The sequence below is a fragment of the Paraburkholderia sp. D1E genome (genome assembly GCF_052682275.1).
In genome coordinates this window covers 3,640,602-3,658,658 of sequence record NZ_JBQYMB010000001.1, presented here as the reverse complement: position 1 = coordinate 3,658,658, position 18,057 = coordinate 3,640,602, and the positions used below count along the sequence as shown (strand labels likewise).

At 62.2% G+C, this 18,057-nt stretch carries 16 protein-coding genes; 6 read left to right on the top strand and 10 right to left on the bottom strand.

Annotation, left to right across the window (positions count from 1 at the left end; genetic code table 11):
- Positions 1 to 10 precede the first annotated feature (10 nt).
- On the top strand, positions 11 to 340 hold the full coding sequence (locus ACUN0E_RS16440; RefSeq protein WP_408229626.1) for a hypothetical protein: 330 nt from the start codon (positions 11 to 13) through the stop codon (positions 338 to 340).
- 19 nt (positions 341 to 359) lie between these two features.
- Here ACUN0E_RS16440 and ACUN0E_RS16435 read toward each other — a convergent pair whose 3' ends face one another.
- From ACUN0E_RS16435 to ACUN0E_RS16425, 3 genes are all read right to left on the bottom strand, one after another.
- Positions 360 to 620: a hypothetical protein gene (locus tag ACUN0E_RS16435; RefSeq protein ID WP_408215466.1), complete on the bottom strand. Its 261-nt coding sequence runs from the start codon at positions 618 to 620 to the stop codon at positions 360 to 362.
- Between the two features lie 156 nt (positions 621 to 776).
- Positions 777 to 1,109, bottom strand: coding sequence for a hypothetical protein (locus ACUN0E_RS16430; RefSeq protein ID WP_408229629.1), 333 nt, complete (start codon positions 1,107 to 1,109; stop codon positions 777 to 779).
- A 201-nt stretch (positions 1,110 to 1,310) separates the two neighbouring features.
- Positions 1,311 to 3,194 carry a bifunctional sugar phosphate isomerase/epimerase/4-hydroxyphenylpyruvate dioxygenase family protein gene (locus ACUN0E_RS16425; RefSeq protein ID WP_445567267.1) on the bottom strand — a complete coding sequence of 628 codons (1,884 nt, stop codon included), beginning with the start codon at positions 3,192 to 3,194 and terminating at the stop codon, positions 1,311 to 1,313.
- Between the two features lie 320 nt (positions 3,195 to 3,514).
- On the opposite strand from ACUN0E_RS16425, the gene aroQ reads away from it, so the two are divergent.
- The 3 genes from aroQ to ACUN0E_RS16410 all read left to right on the top strand — a co-directional run bounded on the left by aroQ (position 3,515) and on the right by ACUN0E_RS16410 (position 6,353).
- Positions 3,515 to 3,970, top strand: coding sequence for a type II 3-dehydroquinate dehydratase (gene aroQ, locus ACUN0E_RS16420; RefSeq protein ID WP_408387730.1), 456 nt, complete (start codon positions 3,515 to 3,517; stop codon positions 3,968 to 3,970).
- Positions 3,967 to 4,863, top strand: coding sequence for a shikimate dehydrogenase (locus tag ACUN0E_RS16415; protein WP_445567266.1), 897 nt, complete (start codon positions 3,967 to 3,969; stop codon positions 4,861 to 4,863). The genes aroQ and ACUN0E_RS16415 overlap by 4 nt, the downstream gene beginning before the upstream one ends.
- Before the next feature lie 119 nt (positions 4,864 to 4,982).
- The gene (locus ACUN0E_RS16410) at positions 4,983 to 6,353 is read left to right on the top strand and encodes an MFS transporter (RefSeq protein ID WP_445567265.1); all 1,371 of its coding nucleotides are present in this window, start codon (positions 4,983 to 4,985) and stop codon (positions 6,351 to 6,353) included.
- Positions 6,354 to 6,438: 85 nt separating this feature from the next.
- On the opposite strand, the gene ACUN0E_RS16405 is transcribed toward ACUN0E_RS16410, so the two are convergent.
- The 5 genes from ACUN0E_RS16405 to ACUN0E_RS16385 all read right to left on the bottom strand — a co-directional run bounded on the left by ACUN0E_RS16405 (position 6,439) and on the right by ACUN0E_RS16385 (position 11,457).
- Complete coding sequence (locus tag ACUN0E_RS16405; protein ID WP_408229642.1) at positions 6,439 to 7,134, bottom strand: TetR family transcriptional regulator; 696 nt, start codon at positions 7,132 to 7,134, stop codon at positions 6,439 to 6,441.
- A 133-nt stretch (positions 7,135 to 7,267) separates the two neighbouring features.
- Entirely contained in the window at positions 7,268 to 8,572 is a 1,305-nt protein-coding gene (locus ACUN0E_RS16400) for an NAD(P)/FAD-dependent oxidoreductase (RefSeq protein WP_445567264.1), read from the bottom strand.
- Positions 8,573 to 8,703: 131 nt separating this feature from the next.
- Entirely contained in the window at positions 8,704 to 9,486 is a 783-nt protein-coding gene (locus ACUN0E_RS16395) for an anti-sigma factor (RefSeq protein WP_445567263.1), read from the bottom strand.
- The gene (locus ACUN0E_RS16390) at positions 9,486 to 10,055 is read right to left on the bottom strand and encodes an RNA polymerase sigma factor (protein WP_408215486.1); all 570 of its coding nucleotides are present in this window, start codon (positions 10,053 to 10,055) and stop codon (positions 9,486 to 9,488) included. The genes ACUN0E_RS16395 and ACUN0E_RS16390 overlap by 1 nt, the downstream gene beginning before the upstream one ends.
- A 469-nt stretch (positions 10,056 to 10,524) precedes the next feature.
- Positions 10,525 to 11,457, bottom strand: coding sequence for a dihydrodipicolinate synthase family protein (locus ACUN0E_RS16385; RefSeq protein WP_445567262.1), 933 nt, complete (start codon positions 11,455 to 11,457; stop codon positions 10,525 to 10,527).
- 147 nt (positions 11,458 to 11,604) lie between these two features.
- On the opposite strand from ACUN0E_RS16385, the gene ACUN0E_RS16380 reads away from it, so the two are divergent.
- Together ACUN0E_RS16380 and ACUN0E_RS16375 are read left to right on the top strand one after the other, a co-directional pair.
- Positions 11,605 to 12,537, top strand: a complete 933-nt coding sequence (locus ACUN0E_RS16380; RefSeq protein WP_445567261.1) for a LysR family transcriptional regulator — start codon at positions 11,605 to 11,607, stop codon at positions 12,535 to 12,537.
- A gap of 265 nt (positions 12,538 to 12,802) precedes the next feature.
- Positions 12,803 to 15,883 (top strand): transglycosylase domain-containing protein, encoded by a 3,081-nt coding sequence (locus tag ACUN0E_RS16375; RefSeq protein ID WP_445567260.1) that lies wholly within the window; start codon positions 12,803 to 12,805, stop codon positions 15,881 to 15,883.
- 109 nt (positions 15,884 to 15,992) lie between these two features.
- Here the strand turns inward: ACUN0E_RS16375 and ACUN0E_RS16370 are convergent, their stop codons facing one another.
- Both ACUN0E_RS16370 and ACUN0E_RS16365 read right to left on the bottom strand, forming a co-directional pair.
- Positions 15,993 to 17,219 carry an ROK family transcriptional regulator gene (locus tag ACUN0E_RS16370; RefSeq protein WP_408229660.1) on the bottom strand — a complete coding sequence of 409 codons (1,227 nt, stop codon included), beginning with the start codon at positions 17,217 to 17,219 and terminating at the stop codon, positions 15,993 to 15,995.
- 30 nt (positions 17,220 to 17,249) lie between these two features.
- A complete protein-coding gene (locus ACUN0E_RS16365; RefSeq protein WP_408508898.1) occupies positions 17,250 to 18,047 on the bottom strand; it encodes an ATP-binding cassette domain-containing protein in 798 nt (265 codons plus the stop codon).
- Between the last annotated feature and the right edge of the window lie 10 nt (positions 18,048 to 18,057).

The following is an 18,057-nucleotide window of genomic DNA, read 5'->3' as shown; positions in this document are numbered from 1 at the left end:
CGCCGCCCACATGGCTCGTCGCAAGCATCATTACTACGTCTACGTCGTCGCGCTGGACGACACCGTCTGGAACGAGGCACGCTTTCGCCGCGCGAATCCGGATTACCTGTTCGACAAGCCTTGCGTGTACGTGGGAATGACGGGGCTGGACCCGGATCAGCGATTCGACCGGCACAAAGCCGGCATTCAGGCAAATCGCTATGTACGCGATTACGGCCTGCGTCTCGTGCCCGAGTTGTATGAAGTGTTCAATCCAATGCCTTACCGCGGCGCACAGGATATGGAAGTGGAATTGGCGATTGGACTACGCGAAGCGGGGTACGGCGTGTGGCAGGCGTAACTAAAATGTAAAACGTGCCTTATTTCACGCCAAGGCCACGCAGCACTGCATTGCCTTCAGACGTCAGACGGATATGCGAGGCGCCTGCATCGCCGGAGACCGTTTCGATCAAGCCGGCTTCGTGAAGCTGGGGAATCTCGGGTTTCGCGGACGCGTCGATCGGCGCGTGCAGTAACAGCAGCAACGTCGCCAGTTCATGGTGGCTCAGCAGGCGGCGCAGAATCGTGGGCCGCTTCGCCGGTGCGGGCGTGTCGTTCGTGTTGTGATCGGGCTGGTTCATGGAGCGCACCTTGTGCGGGATAGTGTCGGATGGATCATGCGGATGAAGTCTTAAACGATTCTTAAGACACCATTGTGATGTAACACCGTGACACTATGATTGCGCCGGAACACGTTACCGACCGTTACATCTGGCCGATTGTTACCCTTGCTTACCTCATGGCGCGCAGGTTTTGCTGGCCGATTCAATCCACAGATTGCCCACGTGGCGCTTGCCCGCGTAGAAGCGGTAAGTCGTTGCGCCGTTGTCGCCGCGCACCTTGACGATATTCGAATCGCCGAAGTCGAGCATCTGGCCTTGCGGGATTGCCGTGGATTTGAACGCCGCGTTGTGGCTGGTCGCCACTTGAGTCAGGCAGGCGACCACATCGTTGACCGAGCGCTGCGTGGTGGTGTCCGTGACCGGCTCACCGGCATCGGGATTCTTCTGGAAGTACGCGCAAGCGCTGAGAAGCAGGGGAACTGACAGGACTACGGCAAACTTCTTCATATCTCTCCTGGCGTTTCATTCGGCCGACGGGTGCGCGCGGCGCTCGCATGAGGCAGAGTGCCACGCGGCACCGGACCGCGGATCAACCGCCATTATATCGGTGCGGCGCACCCGCTTGAGCCGATGACGCATGGGCCGTGCCCGATTCGACTGGATTCGCCCACCGCCCACCGCGATCCCCCCTCATTGCCGGCCGATCGCCTATTTGCGGCGCTGGGCCTGCGCAGCGAGCCGCACAGCCGCATTGGCCGCGCCATAGCCGTCGTAGCCGCCGCGTCGTTCCACAATCTCCATGAAAAAGCGCTGATCCAGTTGTTCGGTGTAAGCGTGGAAGAACTCGCCGCCGCGTTCGTCCCGGTCGTACAGGATGTTGTATGCGCGCAGCGCCTCGAGCGTCTGGTCCGGCAGCGCATAGCGGGCGGCGAGGTCGTCATAGTAATTGCGCGGGATGCGCAGCACCGGCAAACCGTCGGCGACGAATTCGGGAATCGCGCTAAAGATGTCGCCAGTGCTGAACGCGACGTGGTTCAGGCCCGAGCCGTGGTAGGTGTGCAAGGATTCAGCGACTGCCGTGTGATGATCCACCGACGCGTTCAGCACGATGCGTACCGAGCCGTCACGACTGCGCAGCGCCCGGCTGCGCACCAGCCCGTACGGGTCGGGCACCAGCACGCCCGGCTCGGCCTGGAAGCCGAACGCGGTCCGCAGAAACAGAACCCATGTATCCAGCGAAGGCGCCGGCACCGAGAGGCAAACGTGATCGATGCGCGTGAGCGGCCCGACTTCGGTCGGACCGTTGATGTCGGTGAGCAGGAAATCGGCTTCGAACAGGGTGGGCTGGTCGGGCGTCTCGTCGACGAAATAGTTCAGGCTGCCGTCGGGTGCCTGCACGGCCGGCAGCACGCGTTCGTTCGGGCCGATCTGGCCGGAGAACGGCGCATAGCCGAACCCGGCGGCGCGCTCGAATGCCTGATTGGCGTCGTCCACGCGAAACGCCGACGCGCATAGCGACAGACCATGCTGCTGGAAGAAGGCGTTGGCGAATGAATCCGGTTCGGCATTCAGCACGATCGACGCCGCGCCATGCTGAAACAGCGTCACATCTTTCGAACGATGCTGGCCGGCCTGGCGAAAGCGCAGCTTGCCGAGCCAGTCGACCAGTTGCGCGCGAGTGGTGTGGTCGACCGCGAACTCGAGAAACTGGTAGCCAACGTGCGCGGGCGCAGCGGGCGATTGATAGAGCTCGCCGACCGGCTGCTGGGTGGATTCAAGCAGTGCGCGAGTCTGTTCTTCGAGGAACAGCAGCGAGCGATGGCCGTCCGCCGCGGTGATGGTGGTCGGTGCCGCGCGAAAACTATCGTTGAAAATTTCAAGCGAAAGCGGCCCTGCGTAGCCGGTTTTCACAATCTGCGCAGTGAAGCCTGCCAGATCGAAATCCCCCTGACCCGGGAAGCAGCGGTAGTGGCGGCTCCATTCGAGCACGTCCATGGCGAGTTTCGGCGCATCGGCGATCTGCACGAAGGCGATGCGCTCGCCCGGAATCTCGGCGATCGCGTCCACCGCATCGTTCAGCGACAGCGTGTGAAAGCTATCGAGCACGAGCCCGAGATTCGGATGATTCACTGCGTTGACGAGTTTCCACGCATGGCGGTAGGTCTTCACGTGCTTGCCCCACGCGAGCGCCTCATAGCCGGCGATCACGCCGGCCGCTTCGGCTGCGCGGGCCAGCGCACCCAACTGGTCGGTCATGAGCGAATCGTCGCCGATGGTGTCGGGCGAGACGTTGCTGCACACCAGAATCCGGTCCGTCCCCAGTTCGTGCATCACGTCGAACTTGCGCTTCGCCCGATCCAGATTGCGTTCGAGGCGCTCGGGGCTCACCCCGTCGAAATCGCGGAATGGCTGGAACAGCATGATCTTCAGACCGAGATCCTCGGCGATGCGCCGCACGTCGGCGGGCGAACCGTCGAAATACAGCAGATCATTCTCGAAGATTTCGACGCCTTCAAAGCCCGCCGCCTGGATTGCGGTCAGCTTCTCGACGAGGGTCCCGCTGATCGACACAGTGGCAATCGAACGTTGCATGAACGGCTCCTGCGAAAACAATGAAACGGCTGTTGGAACTGCGTGAAGTGGCCGCTGTGCCGCGTCCGCATGCTCTGCAGTTCGCCATGCTGCAATGCGAAAAATGGTCTATCCGGTTACCTGCAATGACAAACGCACAGGCTAGAAGTACCAACACCAACCGAAATTTCCGATAGTTTATACAAACTAACTAGATGGTACAAATTCGTATAAACCCCGAATGACGATTGCGTTCAATGCGCGCACACTGCAATCACGTTGTAGAGCCACGGCGCATGCTGTGGCCCGCTTTATGCCTCATTTTTGCAGGAGTGGTCGTCATGAGTTTTGCATCAGTGCTGGTCCTCAATGGACCGAATCTCAACCTGCTAGGCACGCGTGAGCCCGCTATCTATGGCTCGGAAACGCTCGACGACGTCGCGAAACTTTGCAGCGATGCGGGTGAACGGCTCGGTCTGTCGGTCGGCTTCTGCCAATCGAACGCCGAGCATCAAATCATCGACTGGCTGCATGCGGCGCGGGACAAGGTCGACGGCATCGTGATCAATCCGGCGGCTTATACGCATACCTCGGTAGCGATTGCCGACGCGCTCACCGCGATCGAAAAGCCCGTCATCGAAGTACATATTTCGAATGTGCATCGCCGCGAAGCGTTCCGGCATCACTCGTACGTGTCGCCTGTGGCCGAGGCGATCATCATCGGGTGTGGTACGCAAGGCTATGTGCTCGCTCTGGAGCGGATGGCGACCATCCTTAAGAATAGGGTGGCTAAATGAACATTCCAGCGAACACACAAACGAACACACAAACGAGTGCCAAATCGTTTCTCGTCGGTCTGATCGGTTCGGGCATCGGAGGATCGCTCAGCCCCGCGATGCACGAGGAAGAGGGCAGCGAGCTCGGCCTGCACTATGTGTATCGGCGCATCGATCTGGACACGTTGAAGCTCGACATCACGGCGCTCCCCGATTTACTCATCGCCGCGGAACGCATGGGCTACAACGGACTGAACATCACGTATCCCTGCAAGCAGGCGGTCATTCCGTTGCTCGACGAACTCTCCGACGACGCGCGCGCACTCGGCGCGGTCAACACGGTTCTGTTCAAGGACGGCAAACGTATCGGCCACAACACGGATTGGTCCGGTTTCGCCCGCGCGTTTCAACGCGGTTTGCCGGACGTTTCGCTGGAGCGCGTTGTGCAACTGGGCGCCGGCGGCGCCGGCGCGGCGGTCGCGCATGCCGCGCTGACGATGGGCGCACAAACGCTCACGCTATTTGACGTGGACGCCGTGCGCGCCACATCGCTGGCCGCGGAATTGCAGGAGCGTTTCCCTGCATCGACCGTCAGCGCCGGCAACTCGCTGGCCGAATCGCTGGCCGTTGCTAACGGCCTGATTCACGCGACGCCCACCGGTATGGCGAAATTGCCGGGCTTGCCGTTGCCGGTCGAATTGCTGCACCGCGGTTTGTGGGTATCGGACATCGTCTATTTCCCGATCCGCACCGCGCTGCTGCAAGCCGCCGAAGCACTCGGCTGCCGCACGTTGAGCGGCGGCGGCATGGCGGTGTATCAGGCGGTCGACGCGATGCGCATCTTCACGGGCCTCGAACCCGACGCCGAGCGCGTTTACACACACTTCCAGGCCTTGTTGCAACGCCCCGAGTGAAGTCCCCCGTCCCGAAGGAAGCCCCCTTTTGGGGATCGGGGGATTAGGGGACGCTAAGCCGGTAGCACGCGAACCGCACACAACCGGTACACAAACCAGACCGAGGAGACAGAGACGACATGCCACAACCCATTCAATCCACGCCCGCCGACGCGACGCGTCAAACAAATACCGCGGCGAGCACCGGGCGCCGTTCGAAAGCCCGCTATCAGATCCTCGGGCTACTGGCTGTCGGCACGATGATCAACTATCTGGACCGCACGGTGCTCGGCATCGCGGCGCCGCAGTTGACCAGGGAACTCGGTATCAACGCCGCGTTGATGGGGCTGCTGTTCTCTGTGTTCTCGTGGAGCTATGTAGCCTCGCAGATTCCGGGCGGTCTCTTTCTCGATCGCTTTGGCAGCAAGCTCACGTATTTCCTGTCGATGACGTTCTGGTCGCTGTGCACGCTGGCGCAAGGGCTCGTGCATGGCATCGGCGCGTTGTTCGTGTTCCGGCTCGGCCTCGGCGTGTCGGAAGCGCCGTGCTTTCCGACCAATAGCCGCGTGGTGGCCACATGGTTTCCGCAGAGCGAACGTGCGATGGCGACCGGCACGTACACGGTCGGCGAATATATCGGCCTGGCGTTTTTTAGCCCGTTTCTGTTCATGTTGATGGGCGCGTTCGGCTGGCGTTCGCTGTTCTACGTGGTGGGCGGCGTGGGCCTCGTGTTTGGTCTGATCTGGTGGACGTTCTATCGTGAGCCGCACGATCATCCGTCCGTCAATCAGGCGGAGCTCGACTATATCGAAGCAGGCGGCGGTCTGACACAGCGGAAGAAAGACGCCGACCTTTCCGGCGCACCGGCTGGAGCGGCAACGAGCGGTTTCGAATGGCGCACCATTGGACGCCTGCTCAAGCATCGTCAGCTCACGGGCATCTGCCTCGGCCAGTTCGCCGGCAATTCGACGCTGGTGTTCTTCCTCACCTGGTTCCCCACCTATCTCGCCACCGAACGCCATATGGCATGGCTGAAGATCGGTTTCTTCGCGATCATGCCGTTCATTGCCGCGTCGATCGGTGTGATGTTCGGCGGTCTCTTCTCCGACTGGCTGCTGCGTCGTGGCAAATCGCCGAATGTAGCGCGCAAGCTGCCGATCATCGCCGGCCTGCTGCTCGCGTCGACAATCATTTTCGCCAACTATGTCGAGAGCAACGTAGTGGTGATCGCGATTCTGTCGGTGGCGTTTTTCGCGCAGGGGATGGCGGCGCTGGGCTGGACGCTGGTGTCGGATATTGCGCCCGAAGGCCTGCTTGGCGTGACCGGCGGCATCTTCAACTTTGCCGCCAATCTGGCCGGCATTGTGACGCCGCTGGTGGTGGGTTTCATCGTCGCGGCAACCGGCTCGTTTGTCGGTGCGCTGGTGTTCATCGGCGCGGTCGCGTTGATCGGCGCGCTGTCGTACATTTTTATCGTCGGCGATATCAAGCGGATCGTGCTGGTGGATTGAGCAGCACGGCTTGATTGAATAGCTTGAGCAAAAAAAAGCGGAACCTGGCCTTAGCCAGGTTCCGCTTTTTCGTATCCGCCTTGCTTCAGTCTTCCTTGCGTACGAAACGCAGTACGGCGTCGACGATCATCGCGCGATGACGCGCGCGCAGGCGCGGGTGCGACGGATCGCGGCCGAACGCCGTACCAAAGGTATGGCGATTGCCGATGCGGTGAAAGCACAGCGAGCTGATCATCAGATGCAGATCGATCGCATCGATATCGCTGCGGAATAGTCCCGCCGCGATGCCGCGCGAGAGCAGATCTTCGATCGTATGAATGACGGTGACGTTGCGGCCTTTGAAGGTCTTCACCTGCTCGACGTATTTCGCGCCGTGAATGTTCTCGATCGTCACGAGGCGTACGAAGTCGCGCTGACGGTCGTGATAATCGAACGTGAACTCGACCAGCGCGCGCATGCCCTCGATCGGATCGAGTTCGCTGACGTGCAGATCCTGTTCGAGCGCGCGAATGTCGCCGTACACTTTTTCCAGCACGGCCTGGTACAACCCCTCTTTGCTGCCGAAGTAGTAGTACAGCATGCGCTTGGTGGTGTTCGTGCGCTCTGCGATCGCGTCGACGCGCGCACCGGTCAGTCCCATCGCGGAGAACTCCTGCGTCGCGACGTCGAGAATGTTGCGCTTCGTCTGTTCGGGATCGTACTTGCGTCGGGCGTCGGTGCGCGGAGCGTTGGACGCGATGCCGTTGGTATCAGGCTCGGCGGCCTTGCTTCCCTTTTTCATTGTGTATTCGAGCGGCAGTGACGGCGCATTCTAGCATGGTAAAACCGGCCTCTGGAGCGGGTCCCGGGCATAAGCAGCGCCGTATCGCGCGGCGTATTGAATAGCCTCACGGCGAAGGGAGTCAAGGTGTCGATCAGGGCGAGGGGCGCCGGGCGGCGAGTGCGTCGCGCGTCTGCATGGCGGTGTAGGTGAGTTGCGCGGCCGCGAGACCGAGCGCGCCGTAGGTGGGCGTCAGGCCGAAGGCCGCGAAAGCGTCGGGCACCGGCCGTTCGCCGGAGATGGCCGCTGCCAGCAATTCGCCCGAGACAGTGGTGGGCGCCATGCCGTGGCCGCCGAAGCCGACTGCGTACCAGACGCCGTCCGCGCTGCAACCAATTTGCGGCATCTTGTGCCGCGCGTAGCTCATCAGGCCGCCCCAGGCGTGTTCGATACGCACCTCGTGTAGCTGCGGATACACCTTCAGCAGATCACGCCGTAGCAGCCGCGCGATGACGTCAGGAGCGCGGTCGCGAACCGAGATGCGGCCGCCCCACAGAATGCGTGTGTCGGGCAGCGGGCGGTAATAGTCGAAGGCGAAGCGGGTGTCGTAGACGGCGGCGCGGGTGTCCATCGCGTCTTTCAGGCGTGCGCCGAGCGGTTCAGTGGCCATCACGTAGGTGGCGATCGGCAGGACCGCGCGCTCGACCCGTGCATAGACGTTGCGCGCATAGCCGCCGCTGGTCATCACAACGTGGCGTGCTTCGAGCGCGCCATGCGGCGTATGCACCACGAAACCGGCGCCATCGCGCCGGGCGCCGTCGCGCTCCAGGCGCACAACGGGCGACTTCTCGTGAATCTGCACGCCCGCGCTGGACGCGGCGCTAGCAACACCGAGCACGTATTTCAGCGGATGAAAGTGGAACGCGTTGCGCTCGAACAGGCCGCCGTGATAACGGCTCGTCTTCAGTTGTGAGGCGAGTTCCGCGGCTGCCATGGGTTCCCACTCGACGCCGAATGAATCCCGCATCAGACGCCGCTGCAAGTCGAGCCTTGCCGGTTCGTCGAACCAGTTGGCGAGGATCACACCGGCGTCGGTCACGTCACAATCGATGCGGTAGCGCTGGATACGCTTACGCATCAGATCGACCGCGTCGGTTGTCAGCGTATAGAGTTCGCGCGCGCGGGCCGGCCCGAGGGTTTTCAGCAGATCCGCGCAATCGAGGCTATAGCCGCCGAACACGAAGCCGCCGTTGCGGCCTGAGGCGCCGAAGCCGACCTGCTCGGCCTCGAGCACGGCTACGTCGGCGACACCGCGTTCGGCGAGCCCCAAGGCCGTGGACAAACCCGCGAGGCCTGCGCCAATGATGCAGACGTTGACGCCCCGCCGGCCGGTTGGCGGCGCGTAAGCGGACGGTTGCCCGGCAGAGCGCGTGACGGTGGCTTCGTAAAAGTTTTGCATGGAGTCAGGGTAACGGGAATGTCGCGCCCACGTCCAGCCATCGCGCGATGACCGCGCCGGGGATGCGGAAAAACAAAGGCCGGCATCCGCAAAAAGCGCATGCCGGCCTTGCCCGCTGATACCGAACTGGTTCAGGACACCGGCAGCAGCTTGCCGCTGAACACCACCGGACCGCTAGGCGCGTTGTGATCGGGCGAGCCGCCCGGTGCTTCGATCGAGACCGCCAGCGCCTCGTAGCTCTCCGGCTTCTGCACGCCGGCCGTCACCTTGCCGCTGGCGCTGTCAGGCAACATGCCGAGCGAGACCGGATGGCCGTTCGCCGGAATACCCCACAGCTCCATCGCCCGGCCCGCCGGCAAGTCGACCTTGCCGAGCGGATGCAGCGTCATGGTGGAGTGGGCTTCGTCCCAGGCGACCAGCATCACCGGATGCGCTTCCTTATTGTTCAGCACGGCCACATGCGAAACGGCCGTTTCCGGCTGCTGCGCGACGGTCGGCGCCGTGGAAGGCGTCACCCCGGACGGCAACAGCGAGCGCACCGCGACCACGACGGCGACCGCGGCCAGTCCCGTGACGCCGAGTGCCCAGCCACGCCAGAACGCGAGGTTTTCGAAGATGCTGCGGGACGGCCGCGCGGGCTTTTCGACCACGGTGCGCGGTCGTGCCGCTTCACGCGCTGCGGTGAGGCCGAGACGCCGCTCGATGGCATCCCACACGGCGGGCGGCGGCATGCGCGGCTCCGCGAGTTCGGCCAACGGCGAGATCCGCCGCTGCCATTCTTCGACCGCCTGACGAATGACCGTATCGTGGTCCGCGTAGCGCTCGAAGCGGCGCCGGGCGCCCCCGCGCAAGGTGCCGAGCACATACTCGGCGGCCAGCATATCGACCAGTTGAGGATAGCGATGGAGATTCATCACTCGCCTCCCAGGCAGGTTTTCAGTTTGGCCAGGCCACGCCGGATCCAGGATTTGATGGTGCCGAGCGGCACCGTTAGAACTTCGGCGATCTCGCTATGGCTTTGATCGCGCAGGTAGGCGAGCGCAACCGCCTGACGCTGCGCCGGTTCCAGTTGCTGCATGCAGCCGGCCAGCAAACGTGCCTGCAGGCTGACCGCGGTCAGCGCTTCGGGATCCGGATCGCCGGTTGCCACAAGATCGTCCAACGCATCGCTCCATTCTGTTTCCTGTGGATTGACCCGCCGCAGGTGATCGAGAGCACGGTTCCGGACGATCGCCGACATCCACGTCATGGGGGCGGACAGTGCCCGGCGATAGTCGCCGGCAAAGCGCCAGATATTGACGAAGCTGTCCTGCAATACTTCTTCGGCCCACTCGTGCCTGCTCAATATACGGAGTGCGAGGCCAAACAGTTTCGGGGCCGCGAGATCATATAGCTCGCGCAGGGCCGCGGCGTCTTCTTTGGCAATGCGCTCGAGCAACCCGGCGAGGGTTTCCGGCGTCAGTTCTCGAGGATTGGCGGTCATGGAAAGTGATGTGGTGGGCTTGCGGGCCTATGTTACTCAGTTTCTTCCCGGTCTTATATGTGATTTTTCTCGCGTGGGCTGCATCCATCGAGCTTGTTGCTGCGTATATGGTGCGGGGCCTTGGCGCGTCCGGGCGTTGTGTCTTCGCAGAGCAGAGTTAAGCCGCGACGGGCGCGGCATTAAAGACGCATGAACGGGGGATTTGAACACGGGGTGCGTGTGCAGGGAGGCGTAGGGCCGTTGCACAAGCCTGATGAGTGGCGGGCAACGGAGCCACGCGACGCGGGATGGATAGTGCGGCGCGGGCGTGTTCGACGGTGAAGGGCGGCGGGCTCATTCCAGATGAGGTTCGGGCCGTTGTCGATTGCTCGACAGCGGCCCGGATCGGAATGGGTTCGCCTGCCTGTTTGGGCCTGTTTGCCTTTTCTTTCGAGCGTTGCCGGTTGCTCCCGGCCGCTTTGGGTTGACTTTAGCCGCCCCAGCGCAACACCAGTGGATCGAGCCGCCGCGCGACTTCCAGCAAGCCTGCACGCGTGGCCGGATGCATTGATGGCAGCGGATGGCGCACCGCGTCCGATCGAATCACGCCGCCTTCTTTCATCAAAGCCTTGCACGACGCGAGGCCGCCCTGGCGGTTTTCATAGTTGATGAGCGGTAGCCACTGCTGATAATGCGCGGCGGCCGCTTCCGTGTCGCCCGCCGCATAGGTGTCGACGATCAACCGGATACCGTCCGCGTAACCGCCGCCGGTCATCGAACCGGTTGCGCCCGCATCGAGATCGGCCATCAGCGTGATCGCTTCTTCGCCATCCCACGGACCCTCCACGGCGTCGCCGCCCAGCTCGATCAGTTCGCGCAGCTTGTTCGCCGCTTGCGGCACTTCGATCTTGAAGTACGAAACGTTCTGCAGTTCACGCGCCATACGCGCGAGAAACGGCGCCGACAGCGCCGTGCCGCTGACCGGCGCGTCCTGGATCATGATCGGAATCCCGATTGCATCGGACACCGTGCGATAGAACTCATAGATGCCGCGCTCGCCGATGCGGATCGTCGCGCCGTGATACGGCGGCATGATCATCACCATCGCGGCGCCCGCCGCTTGCGCGCTGCGGCTGCGTTCAGCGCACAGGTGCGAGCTGAAATGCGTGGTCGTGACGATCACCGGCACGCGGCCGGCGACGTGTTCGAGTACCAGGTGCATCAGCGTGTTGCGCTCGTCGTCGGACAGCGCGAATTGCTCCGAGAAGTTCGCCAGAATGCACAGACCGTTCGAACCCGCGTCGATCATGAAATCGATGCAGCGTTTCTGGCCTTCCAGGTCGAGACGGCCGGTCTCGTCGAAGATGGTCGGCGCGACGGGGAACACGCCGCGCAATGCAGCAGGGTTAGGTGTCTGGGTCATGATGATGTGCGTTGTACCGAGGTGGTCAGACGTGGGTTTTTGAATGTCTCCGCCGTTGACTATACGGCGGCGTGCGTGGCGGGTATATTGAATTGTTTCCATCTTGTGATCGCTTTTGCGACTCACCCAGCAGCAGCCCTGCAATCCATGAAAGACACCCTGAACGTTCTGCTGTCGAGACTGCGCATGAAGCAGTTGCAATTGCTGATCGCACTCGACGACCACACGTCGCTGCACAAGGCCGCCGGCGCGATGTCGATGACGCAATCGGCCGCCAGCAAGGCGCTACAGGAGCTGGAGTCGATGTTCGAGGCACCGCTCTTCGAACGCTCGAAGAGCGGCATGATTCCGAACCAGCTTGGCCACTGCGTGATCCGCTACGCGCGGCTCGTGGCGACGGACCTGACCGCGTTGTGCCAGGACGTCGCCGAGATACGTTCGGGGCGCGGCGGGCGTCTCGCGGTCGGCGCGATCATGGGCGCGATTCCAGAATGCGTCGTGCCGGCGCTGAACGATCTGCATGCCGGGCAGCCGGGTTTGTCGATTGAAGTGGTGGAAGACACGAGCGCGCGCATGCTGCTGCAACTCGATCAGGGCCGGCTCGATCTGGTGATCGGGCGTGCGGCGGTTGCCGCCGATCCGTCGAAATATCACTATCGTCCGCTTGGGGACGAGCCCTTATCCGTGGTGGTGGGTTATGGCCATCCGCCGTTGCCCAGGAAGGAAGTGAAACTGCGCGACCTGGCCGGCCATCGTTGGGTGATGTATCCGTCGCATATGCCGTTGCACGCGTTGCTTGAACGGGAGATGGATCTGGCGGGTCTCGAGATGCCGGACAATCCGATCTCGACCGCTTCCACCTTCGTGACGGTGGCGCTTCTGCAAAGCAGCCGCGATCTGGTTTCGCTCTTGCCGACCGCGATCGCGGAGTTGTTCGTACGGCAGAAAATGTTGCGCTTCGTGCCGGTCAAACTGAAGTCACCCTCGCAGACTTTCGGTGTTGTGACGCGCAAAGGCGGCGTGCTGTCGCCGCCGGCTGAGCAATTTATCGAGTTATTGCATGGGCGGGCGGTGGGGTAGGCGGTGGCGCCGTTGAGCAATCCGGTGGTGAAAAAGGAAAAACCGCAAAAAACGCGAAAAACCGCCTGAAACGGCGCTTCTTCGACTCGCTCAAGACGTCCAATATCTCACGCCAATCGGCGCTCCGCCATGCCCTGCGATTGCGGTGTTGCGGCGACGACACTGTCGGGTAAATCCGAACCGATTGCACACTCGCGTTCCGCGCTACACTTGATTGAAGGTGCGCCGGAATCAAGAGCATGGCGCACGCTCGGGGAGAGCAGCCATGAATCGGCCACTGATTCGGTTACCGCTTCGCACGACAGGCACGGCGCCCGTCAGGAAGTGGCTCAAATGGGGGCTGGCAGCGGCTTTTCTGCTTGCGCTGGCCTTGGCGGCCCGTTTTGTTCAGATCGAGATAGAAACCTCGCGATTGCAGGCGCGCTATCTCTCCGAACTCACGCGCGACGTGGGTTTCTCCGTCGCGGATGGTCCAAGTCATTCCATCCGATTCCCTCAGACAGACAAAGGCCCCTACGACAGCCGCCTCGGCTACGCGTTGCTGCCTTCGTTCCAGCAGCGGTTGCTTCAACGCGGGTTTGAAATCAGCGCGCAGTCACGTGATTCCGAGCGCATGCTATCGCTGGCGGATGATGGTCTATTCATTCCTTACGCCGAAAAAGATCAGGCGGGGCTGCAACTCTTCGATGGCACCGGCGCGCCGCTCTTTGGCGCCCAGTTTCCGGGGCGCATCTATAACAGTTTCGATTCGATCCCGCCGCTTGTCGTCAATTCGCTGCTGTTTATCGAAGACCGCTATCTGCTCGATCCGGATCAGCCGAACCGCAATCCGGCGGTCGACTGGGGGCGCTTTAGCCGCGCACTAGTCGATCAGGGCGCGCGTGTATTCAACCGGCATCAGTCGACGCCGGGCGGCAGCACGCTCGCCACCCAGATCGAGAAGTTCCGCCACTCGGCGGGTGGACGCACTGCGACGCCACCGGAGAAATTGCGGCAAATCGCATCGGCTTCGGTACGCGCTTATCTGAACGGCCCGCAGACCATGCCGGCGCGCCAGCAGATCGTCGTCCACTATCTCAACTCGGTGCCGCTTGCCGCGCAACCGGGTATCGGCGAAATCAACGGGATGGGCGACGGTCTGGCCGCCTGGTACGGCCGCGATTTCAACGACGTCAACCGCATTCTCAAAGCGCCGTCGACTCAGGACAATCTCGCGGAGCAGGGCGTGGCGTTTCGCCAGGTGCTCTCGCTGATGATCGCGCAACGTGCGCCGTCGTATTTCCTGCATCACGGCTATGCCGAACTCGAACGTCTGACGGATAGCTATTTACGGCTGCTGGCGAACGGCGGTGTCATCACGATTGCACTGCGTGATGCAGCGCTGTCCGCGCAAGTCGATCTGCGCCACGCGCCGAACACTACGCAGAACGCAGACTCGTTCGTGTCACGCAAGGCTGTGACGTCGATGCGCTCGCATCTGCTGGCGGCGCTCGGCATTCCGAGTTTCTATGAACTCGACCGGCTCGACTTGCAGGCAAAGGGCACACTCAACAACGCCGTGCAGCAGGCCGTGAGTGAACGCCTCGCCGCCGCCGCGACGCGCGACGGCGCGAAAGCCGCGGGGCTCGTCGGTTTCGAAATGCTGCGCGCCTCCGACGATCCGTCGAGAATCGCTTATAGCTTCACGCTGTTCGAACGGCGTGATGGCGCAAACCTCGTGCGGGTGCAAACCGACAGCGTCAACCAGCCATTTGACATCAACTCCGGCGCACGGCTGAATCTCGGTTCGACCGCGAAAATGCGCACCGTGGTGACCTATTTGCAGATCGTCTCCGATCTGCATGCACGTTATGCCCCGCTGAGCACAGCGGAACTGAAGGCCTTGAAACCCGATCCGAACGATCAGCTCACGCGCTGGGCGCTCGATTATCTGGCGCATACCTCGGATCGCTCGCTACAAGCCATGCTCGATGCGGCTGTGGAACGCAAATACTCGGCGAGTCCGGGCGAAACGTTTTACACGGGCGGTGGGGCGCAGACCTTCAACAACTTCGATTCCGACGACAACAGCCGCATTCTCACCGTGCATCGTGCCTTCCAGCATTCGGTGAATCTGGTGTTCGTGCGTCTGATGCGCGATATCGTCCACTATGAGATGGTGCAGACCACTGGACCTTCGTCGCAATGGTTGGGTGACCCGGCGATCCGTAAGATGTATCTCACGCGTTTCGCCGATCAGGAAAGCCGCGTGTACATGAATCGTTTCTACACGAAGTACCACGGCAAAACGCCCGATCAGGCATTGGCCTTGCTACTGCTCGGTGTGCGCAAATCGCCGCCTAAAGTGGCGACGGTGTTGCGCAGCGTCGCACCGGATGAATCGAATGCGTGGTTCAACGCGAAGATGCGTGCCGCGTTGAAGAACACGCCGGCTGCCTCCGTGCTGGACGATGAAGATCTGGCGAACCTGTACGACAAATATGCGATCGATCGCTTCAATCTGAACGATCGCGGCTATATTTCGAGCGTGCATCCGCTGGAACTATGGACGCTTAACTATCTGCGCGCCCATCCCGATGCGACGCTCGATCAGGTGCAGAACGCGAGCCGCGACGTGCGTCTGTCGACGTATTCGTGGCTCTTCAAGACCCGCTATCACGCCACCCAGGATCGCCGCATCAAGCGGATGGTCGAACTGCGCGCGTACGATGCGATCGGCAAATCCTGGCAGGCGCTCGGCTATCCGTTCGCGACGCTCACGCCCTCGTATGCGGCGGCGATTGGGGCGTCCGGCGACCGGCCGGCTGCGCTTGCGCAGCTGATCGGCGTGATTGCCAACGGCGGCAACAAGGTACCGACCGAAAGCCTCACGCAACTCGACTTCGCTCAAGACACGCCATACGAAACGCATTTCCAGCGCGCGGCGGTCGCACCGCAGCAGCAGATGTCGCCGGAGATCGCTGGTGTTGTCAGAGTGCTGTTGCGTGATGTTGTATTAGGCGGTACGGCTAAGCGTCTCGCGCAGGGCATGACGTTCCCTAACGGTCAGACACTCGAGATTTACGGCAAGACCGGCACCGGCGACCAGCGCTTCAATGTGTGGGCCAAAGGCGCGCGCCTGATCGAATCGCGCAAGGTGAATCGCAGCGCAACGTTCGTGTTCGTGATGGGAGATCGCTTCTACGGTACGCTGACCGCCTACGTGCATGAACCGTATGCGGCCCGCTACGATTTCACCAGCGCGCTGTCGGTGCAATTGCTGAAGTCGCTCGCGCCGGTGTTGCAGCCGTTGCTGGAGAATCCGCCGGCCAAAACTGCTTCTGTCGCGAAGGTAGCAGCACAATAAGCGGCGGGTTAGCCATGGGCAATGACCGCATGAAGGCCGTGCGAGACCTGATGGGCGAAGGTGCATTCGCTACGGACCCGCGCGAAACAGCAAAACAGCGTCTCGACTTCTAATATCCCGCGTCCGTCGCCGGCTTAAGAAATAGCTCGTGCACGGGCGCGAAATGCGCGTACAACGGCAGAATCGCGCCGCCCATTGCCCGCGCATCGGCGCCGATGGTGCCTTCCAGTAGTTGCGGGCGCACCATGCCTTCCCATTCGAAGCGATCGAGCACGCGCTCGGTTCGGCGGATGATTTCGCGGACCAGTTGCCGGTCGAACTCGCCGTCGATCACCACCGCTTCCAGGTCGAGCAAGGCCGCCGCATTGGTCGACGCATTGGCGATCGCGGGGCAAGCGGTGTCGAGCCACTGTTCGGTCTGCCGCCACAGTTCAGGCGACAACGCACGATGGTCATGCGCGGCGGCAGCCGGCGCGCCGGCATCGCTCAACAACTGTTCCAGAACAAAGCCTGATGCGGCGTGCAGCAGTTGCCGCGCCGGCTTGCTCGCGTTGCCGTCTCTCAAAGGAATTGAGCCGACCGCGCCCGCGTTGCCATGCGGCCCGCCATGCAAACGGCCATCGATCACGAGGCCGCCGCCGATAAACGTGCCGACAAACAGATACAGAAAATTGTGAATCCCGCGGCCTTGGCCCATCACGAGTTCGGCCGCGCAAGCAGCCGTGGTGTCTTTAGCGAACTCGACGGGCAAGCCCGTCATCGTTGCGATGCGACTACGCAAGTCGATCTCGTGCCACGCTTCCAGCGCTTCCGGCGGTGCGCCGAGAAAGTCACGCCAGCCGCCGAGCCACAACGGCGCTGCGACGCCTACCCCCACCACTTTGTCAGCTTTCGCGCCGAGCGTCTGATTCACGCGCGCCAGTCTGCTTTCGAGCGCGGGGAACAGCGTGCGCGGATCGGGATAGGCATACTCGAATACGTCGCGGCACACCACGTGGCCCGCGAAATCCATCGCCAGCACGTCAAGGCTGCGGCGACCGACCTTGATGCCGATGGTGTATGCGCCATCCGCACGTAACGCGATCGGCACCGAGGGTTGACCAATACGACCACGCACGCGCGCCTGCTTCTCGAGCAGGCCGTCGTCGATCAGACGGTCGACGATCATCGACACGGTCTGCATCGACAGACGGGTGAGACGGCCTACGTCGGCTTTCGGCAGCGGCCCGTGCAAACGGATCGTCTGCAGGACGATTCGTTCGTTGAACTGCCGCATGCCGACCTGATTCGAGCCGACCGTGCGTTTGACGGGAGAGCGGGTGCCGGTGGTATCCATCGTCGCGTGCCCCTCAGCGGGATGCATGCATCATGCAATCGCCTTGACGTCCGCTTCCTTCGCGCCCGTCATGATCGCCACGGCCTCCGACATGTGGATGTCTTTGGTGTTCACCACCGCGGCACGCCGGCCGAGCCGCTGGATATGAATGCGATCGGCGACTTCGAACACGTGCGGCATGTTATGGCTGATCAGGATCACCGGCAGGCCGCGCTCACGCACGCGGCGGATCAGTTCGAGAACCATGTTGCCTTCTTTCACGCCGAGTGCGGCGGTGGGTTCGTCGAGAATCACCACATGCCGGGCGAACGCCGCGCTGCGTGCGACAGCCACACCTTGACGCTGGCCGCCTGAGAGCGTTTCGACCGCCTGACGCATCGAGCGGATGCCGATCTGCAAATCCTTCATATGCGCGGTCGCTTCTTCGAGCATGCGGCGCTTGTCGATCATCTTGAAGATCGAACCACGCCAACCCGGCTTGACGAGCTCACGGGCGAGAAACAGGTTTTCGGCGATGCTCATGGCGGGTGCTACGGCGAGTTCCTGATACACGGTTTCGATGCCTTGCGCGCGAGCATCCAAAGGACTGCGGAATTTGACCGGCCTGCCGTCGAGGAGGATTTCGCCTTCATCGGGTACGGTGGCGCCCGAAAGCGCCTTGATCAACGACGACTTGCCCGCGCCGTTATCGCCGATTACGGCGAGAATCTCGCCGGGCAGCACTTCGAAATCGCAGCCGTCGAGCGCGGTGACGTTGCCGTAGCGTTTGACGAGTCCGCGCGCCTGCAGAACGGGCATCACGGCTGAAGCGGAAGTAGGTGTCGACATGACGGGTTCC

Coding starts and splice junctions, on each gene's coding strand:
- ACUN0E_RS16375 (WP_445567260.1), top strand. CDS start 12,803: ATGAATCGGCCACTGATTCGGTTACCGCTTCGCACGACAGGCACGGCG.
- ACUN0E_RS16440 (WP_408229626.1), top strand. CDS start 11: ATGGCTCGTCGCAAGCATCATTACTACGTCTACGTCGTCGCGCTGGAC.
- ACUN0E_RS16425 (WP_445567267.1), bottom strand. CDS start 3,194: ATGCAACGTTCGATTGCCACTGTGTCGATCAGCGGGACCCTCGTCGAG.
- ACUN0E_RS16385 (WP_445567262.1), bottom strand. CDS start 11,457: ATGACCCAGACACCTAACCCTGCTGCATTGCGCGGCGTGTTCCCCGTC.
- ACUN0E_RS16395 (WP_445567263.1), bottom strand. CDS start 9,486: ATGAATCTCCATCGCTATCCTCAACTGGTCGATATGCTGGCCGCCGAG.
- ACUN0E_RS16405 (WP_408229642.1), bottom strand. CDS start 7,134: ATGAAAAAGGGAAGCAAGGCCGCCGAGCCTGATACCAACGGCATCGCG.
- ACUN0E_RS16380 (WP_445567261.1), top strand. CDS start 11,605: ATGAAAGACACCCTGAACGTTCTGCTGTCGAGACTGCGCATGAAGCAG.
- ACUN0E_RS16410 (WP_445567265.1), top strand. CDS start 4,983: ATGCCACAACCCATTCAATCCACGCCCGCCGACGCGACGCGTCAAACA.
- ACUN0E_RS16430 (WP_408229629.1), bottom strand. CDS start 1,109: ATGAAGAAGTTTGCCGTAGTCCTGTCAGTTCCCCTGCTTCTCAGCGCT.
- ACUN0E_RS16400 (WP_445567264.1), bottom strand. CDS start 8,572: ATGCAAAACTTTTACGAAGCCACCGTCACGCGCTCTGCCGGGCAACCG.
- aroQ (WP_408387730.1), top strand. CDS start 3,515: ATGAGTTTTGCATCAGTGCTGGTCCTCAATGGACCGAATCTCAACCTG.
- ACUN0E_RS16365 (WP_408508898.1), bottom strand. CDS start 18,047: ATGTCGACACCTACTTCCGCTTCAGCCGTGATGCCCGTTCTGCAGGCG.
- ACUN0E_RS16390 (WP_408215486.1), bottom strand. CDS start 10,055: ATGACCGCCAATCCTCGAGAACTGACGCCGGAAACCCTCGCCGGGTTG.
- ACUN0E_RS16415 (WP_445567266.1), top strand. CDS start 3,967: ATGAACATTCCAGCGAACACACAAACGAACACACAAACGAGTGCCAAA.
- ACUN0E_RS16435 (WP_408215466.1), bottom strand. CDS start 620: ATGAACCAGCCCGATCACAACACGAACGACACGCCCGCACCGGCGAAG.
- ACUN0E_RS16370 (WP_408229660.1), bottom strand. CDS start 17,219: ATGGATACCACCGGCACCCGCTCTCCCGTCAAACGCACGGTCGGCTCG.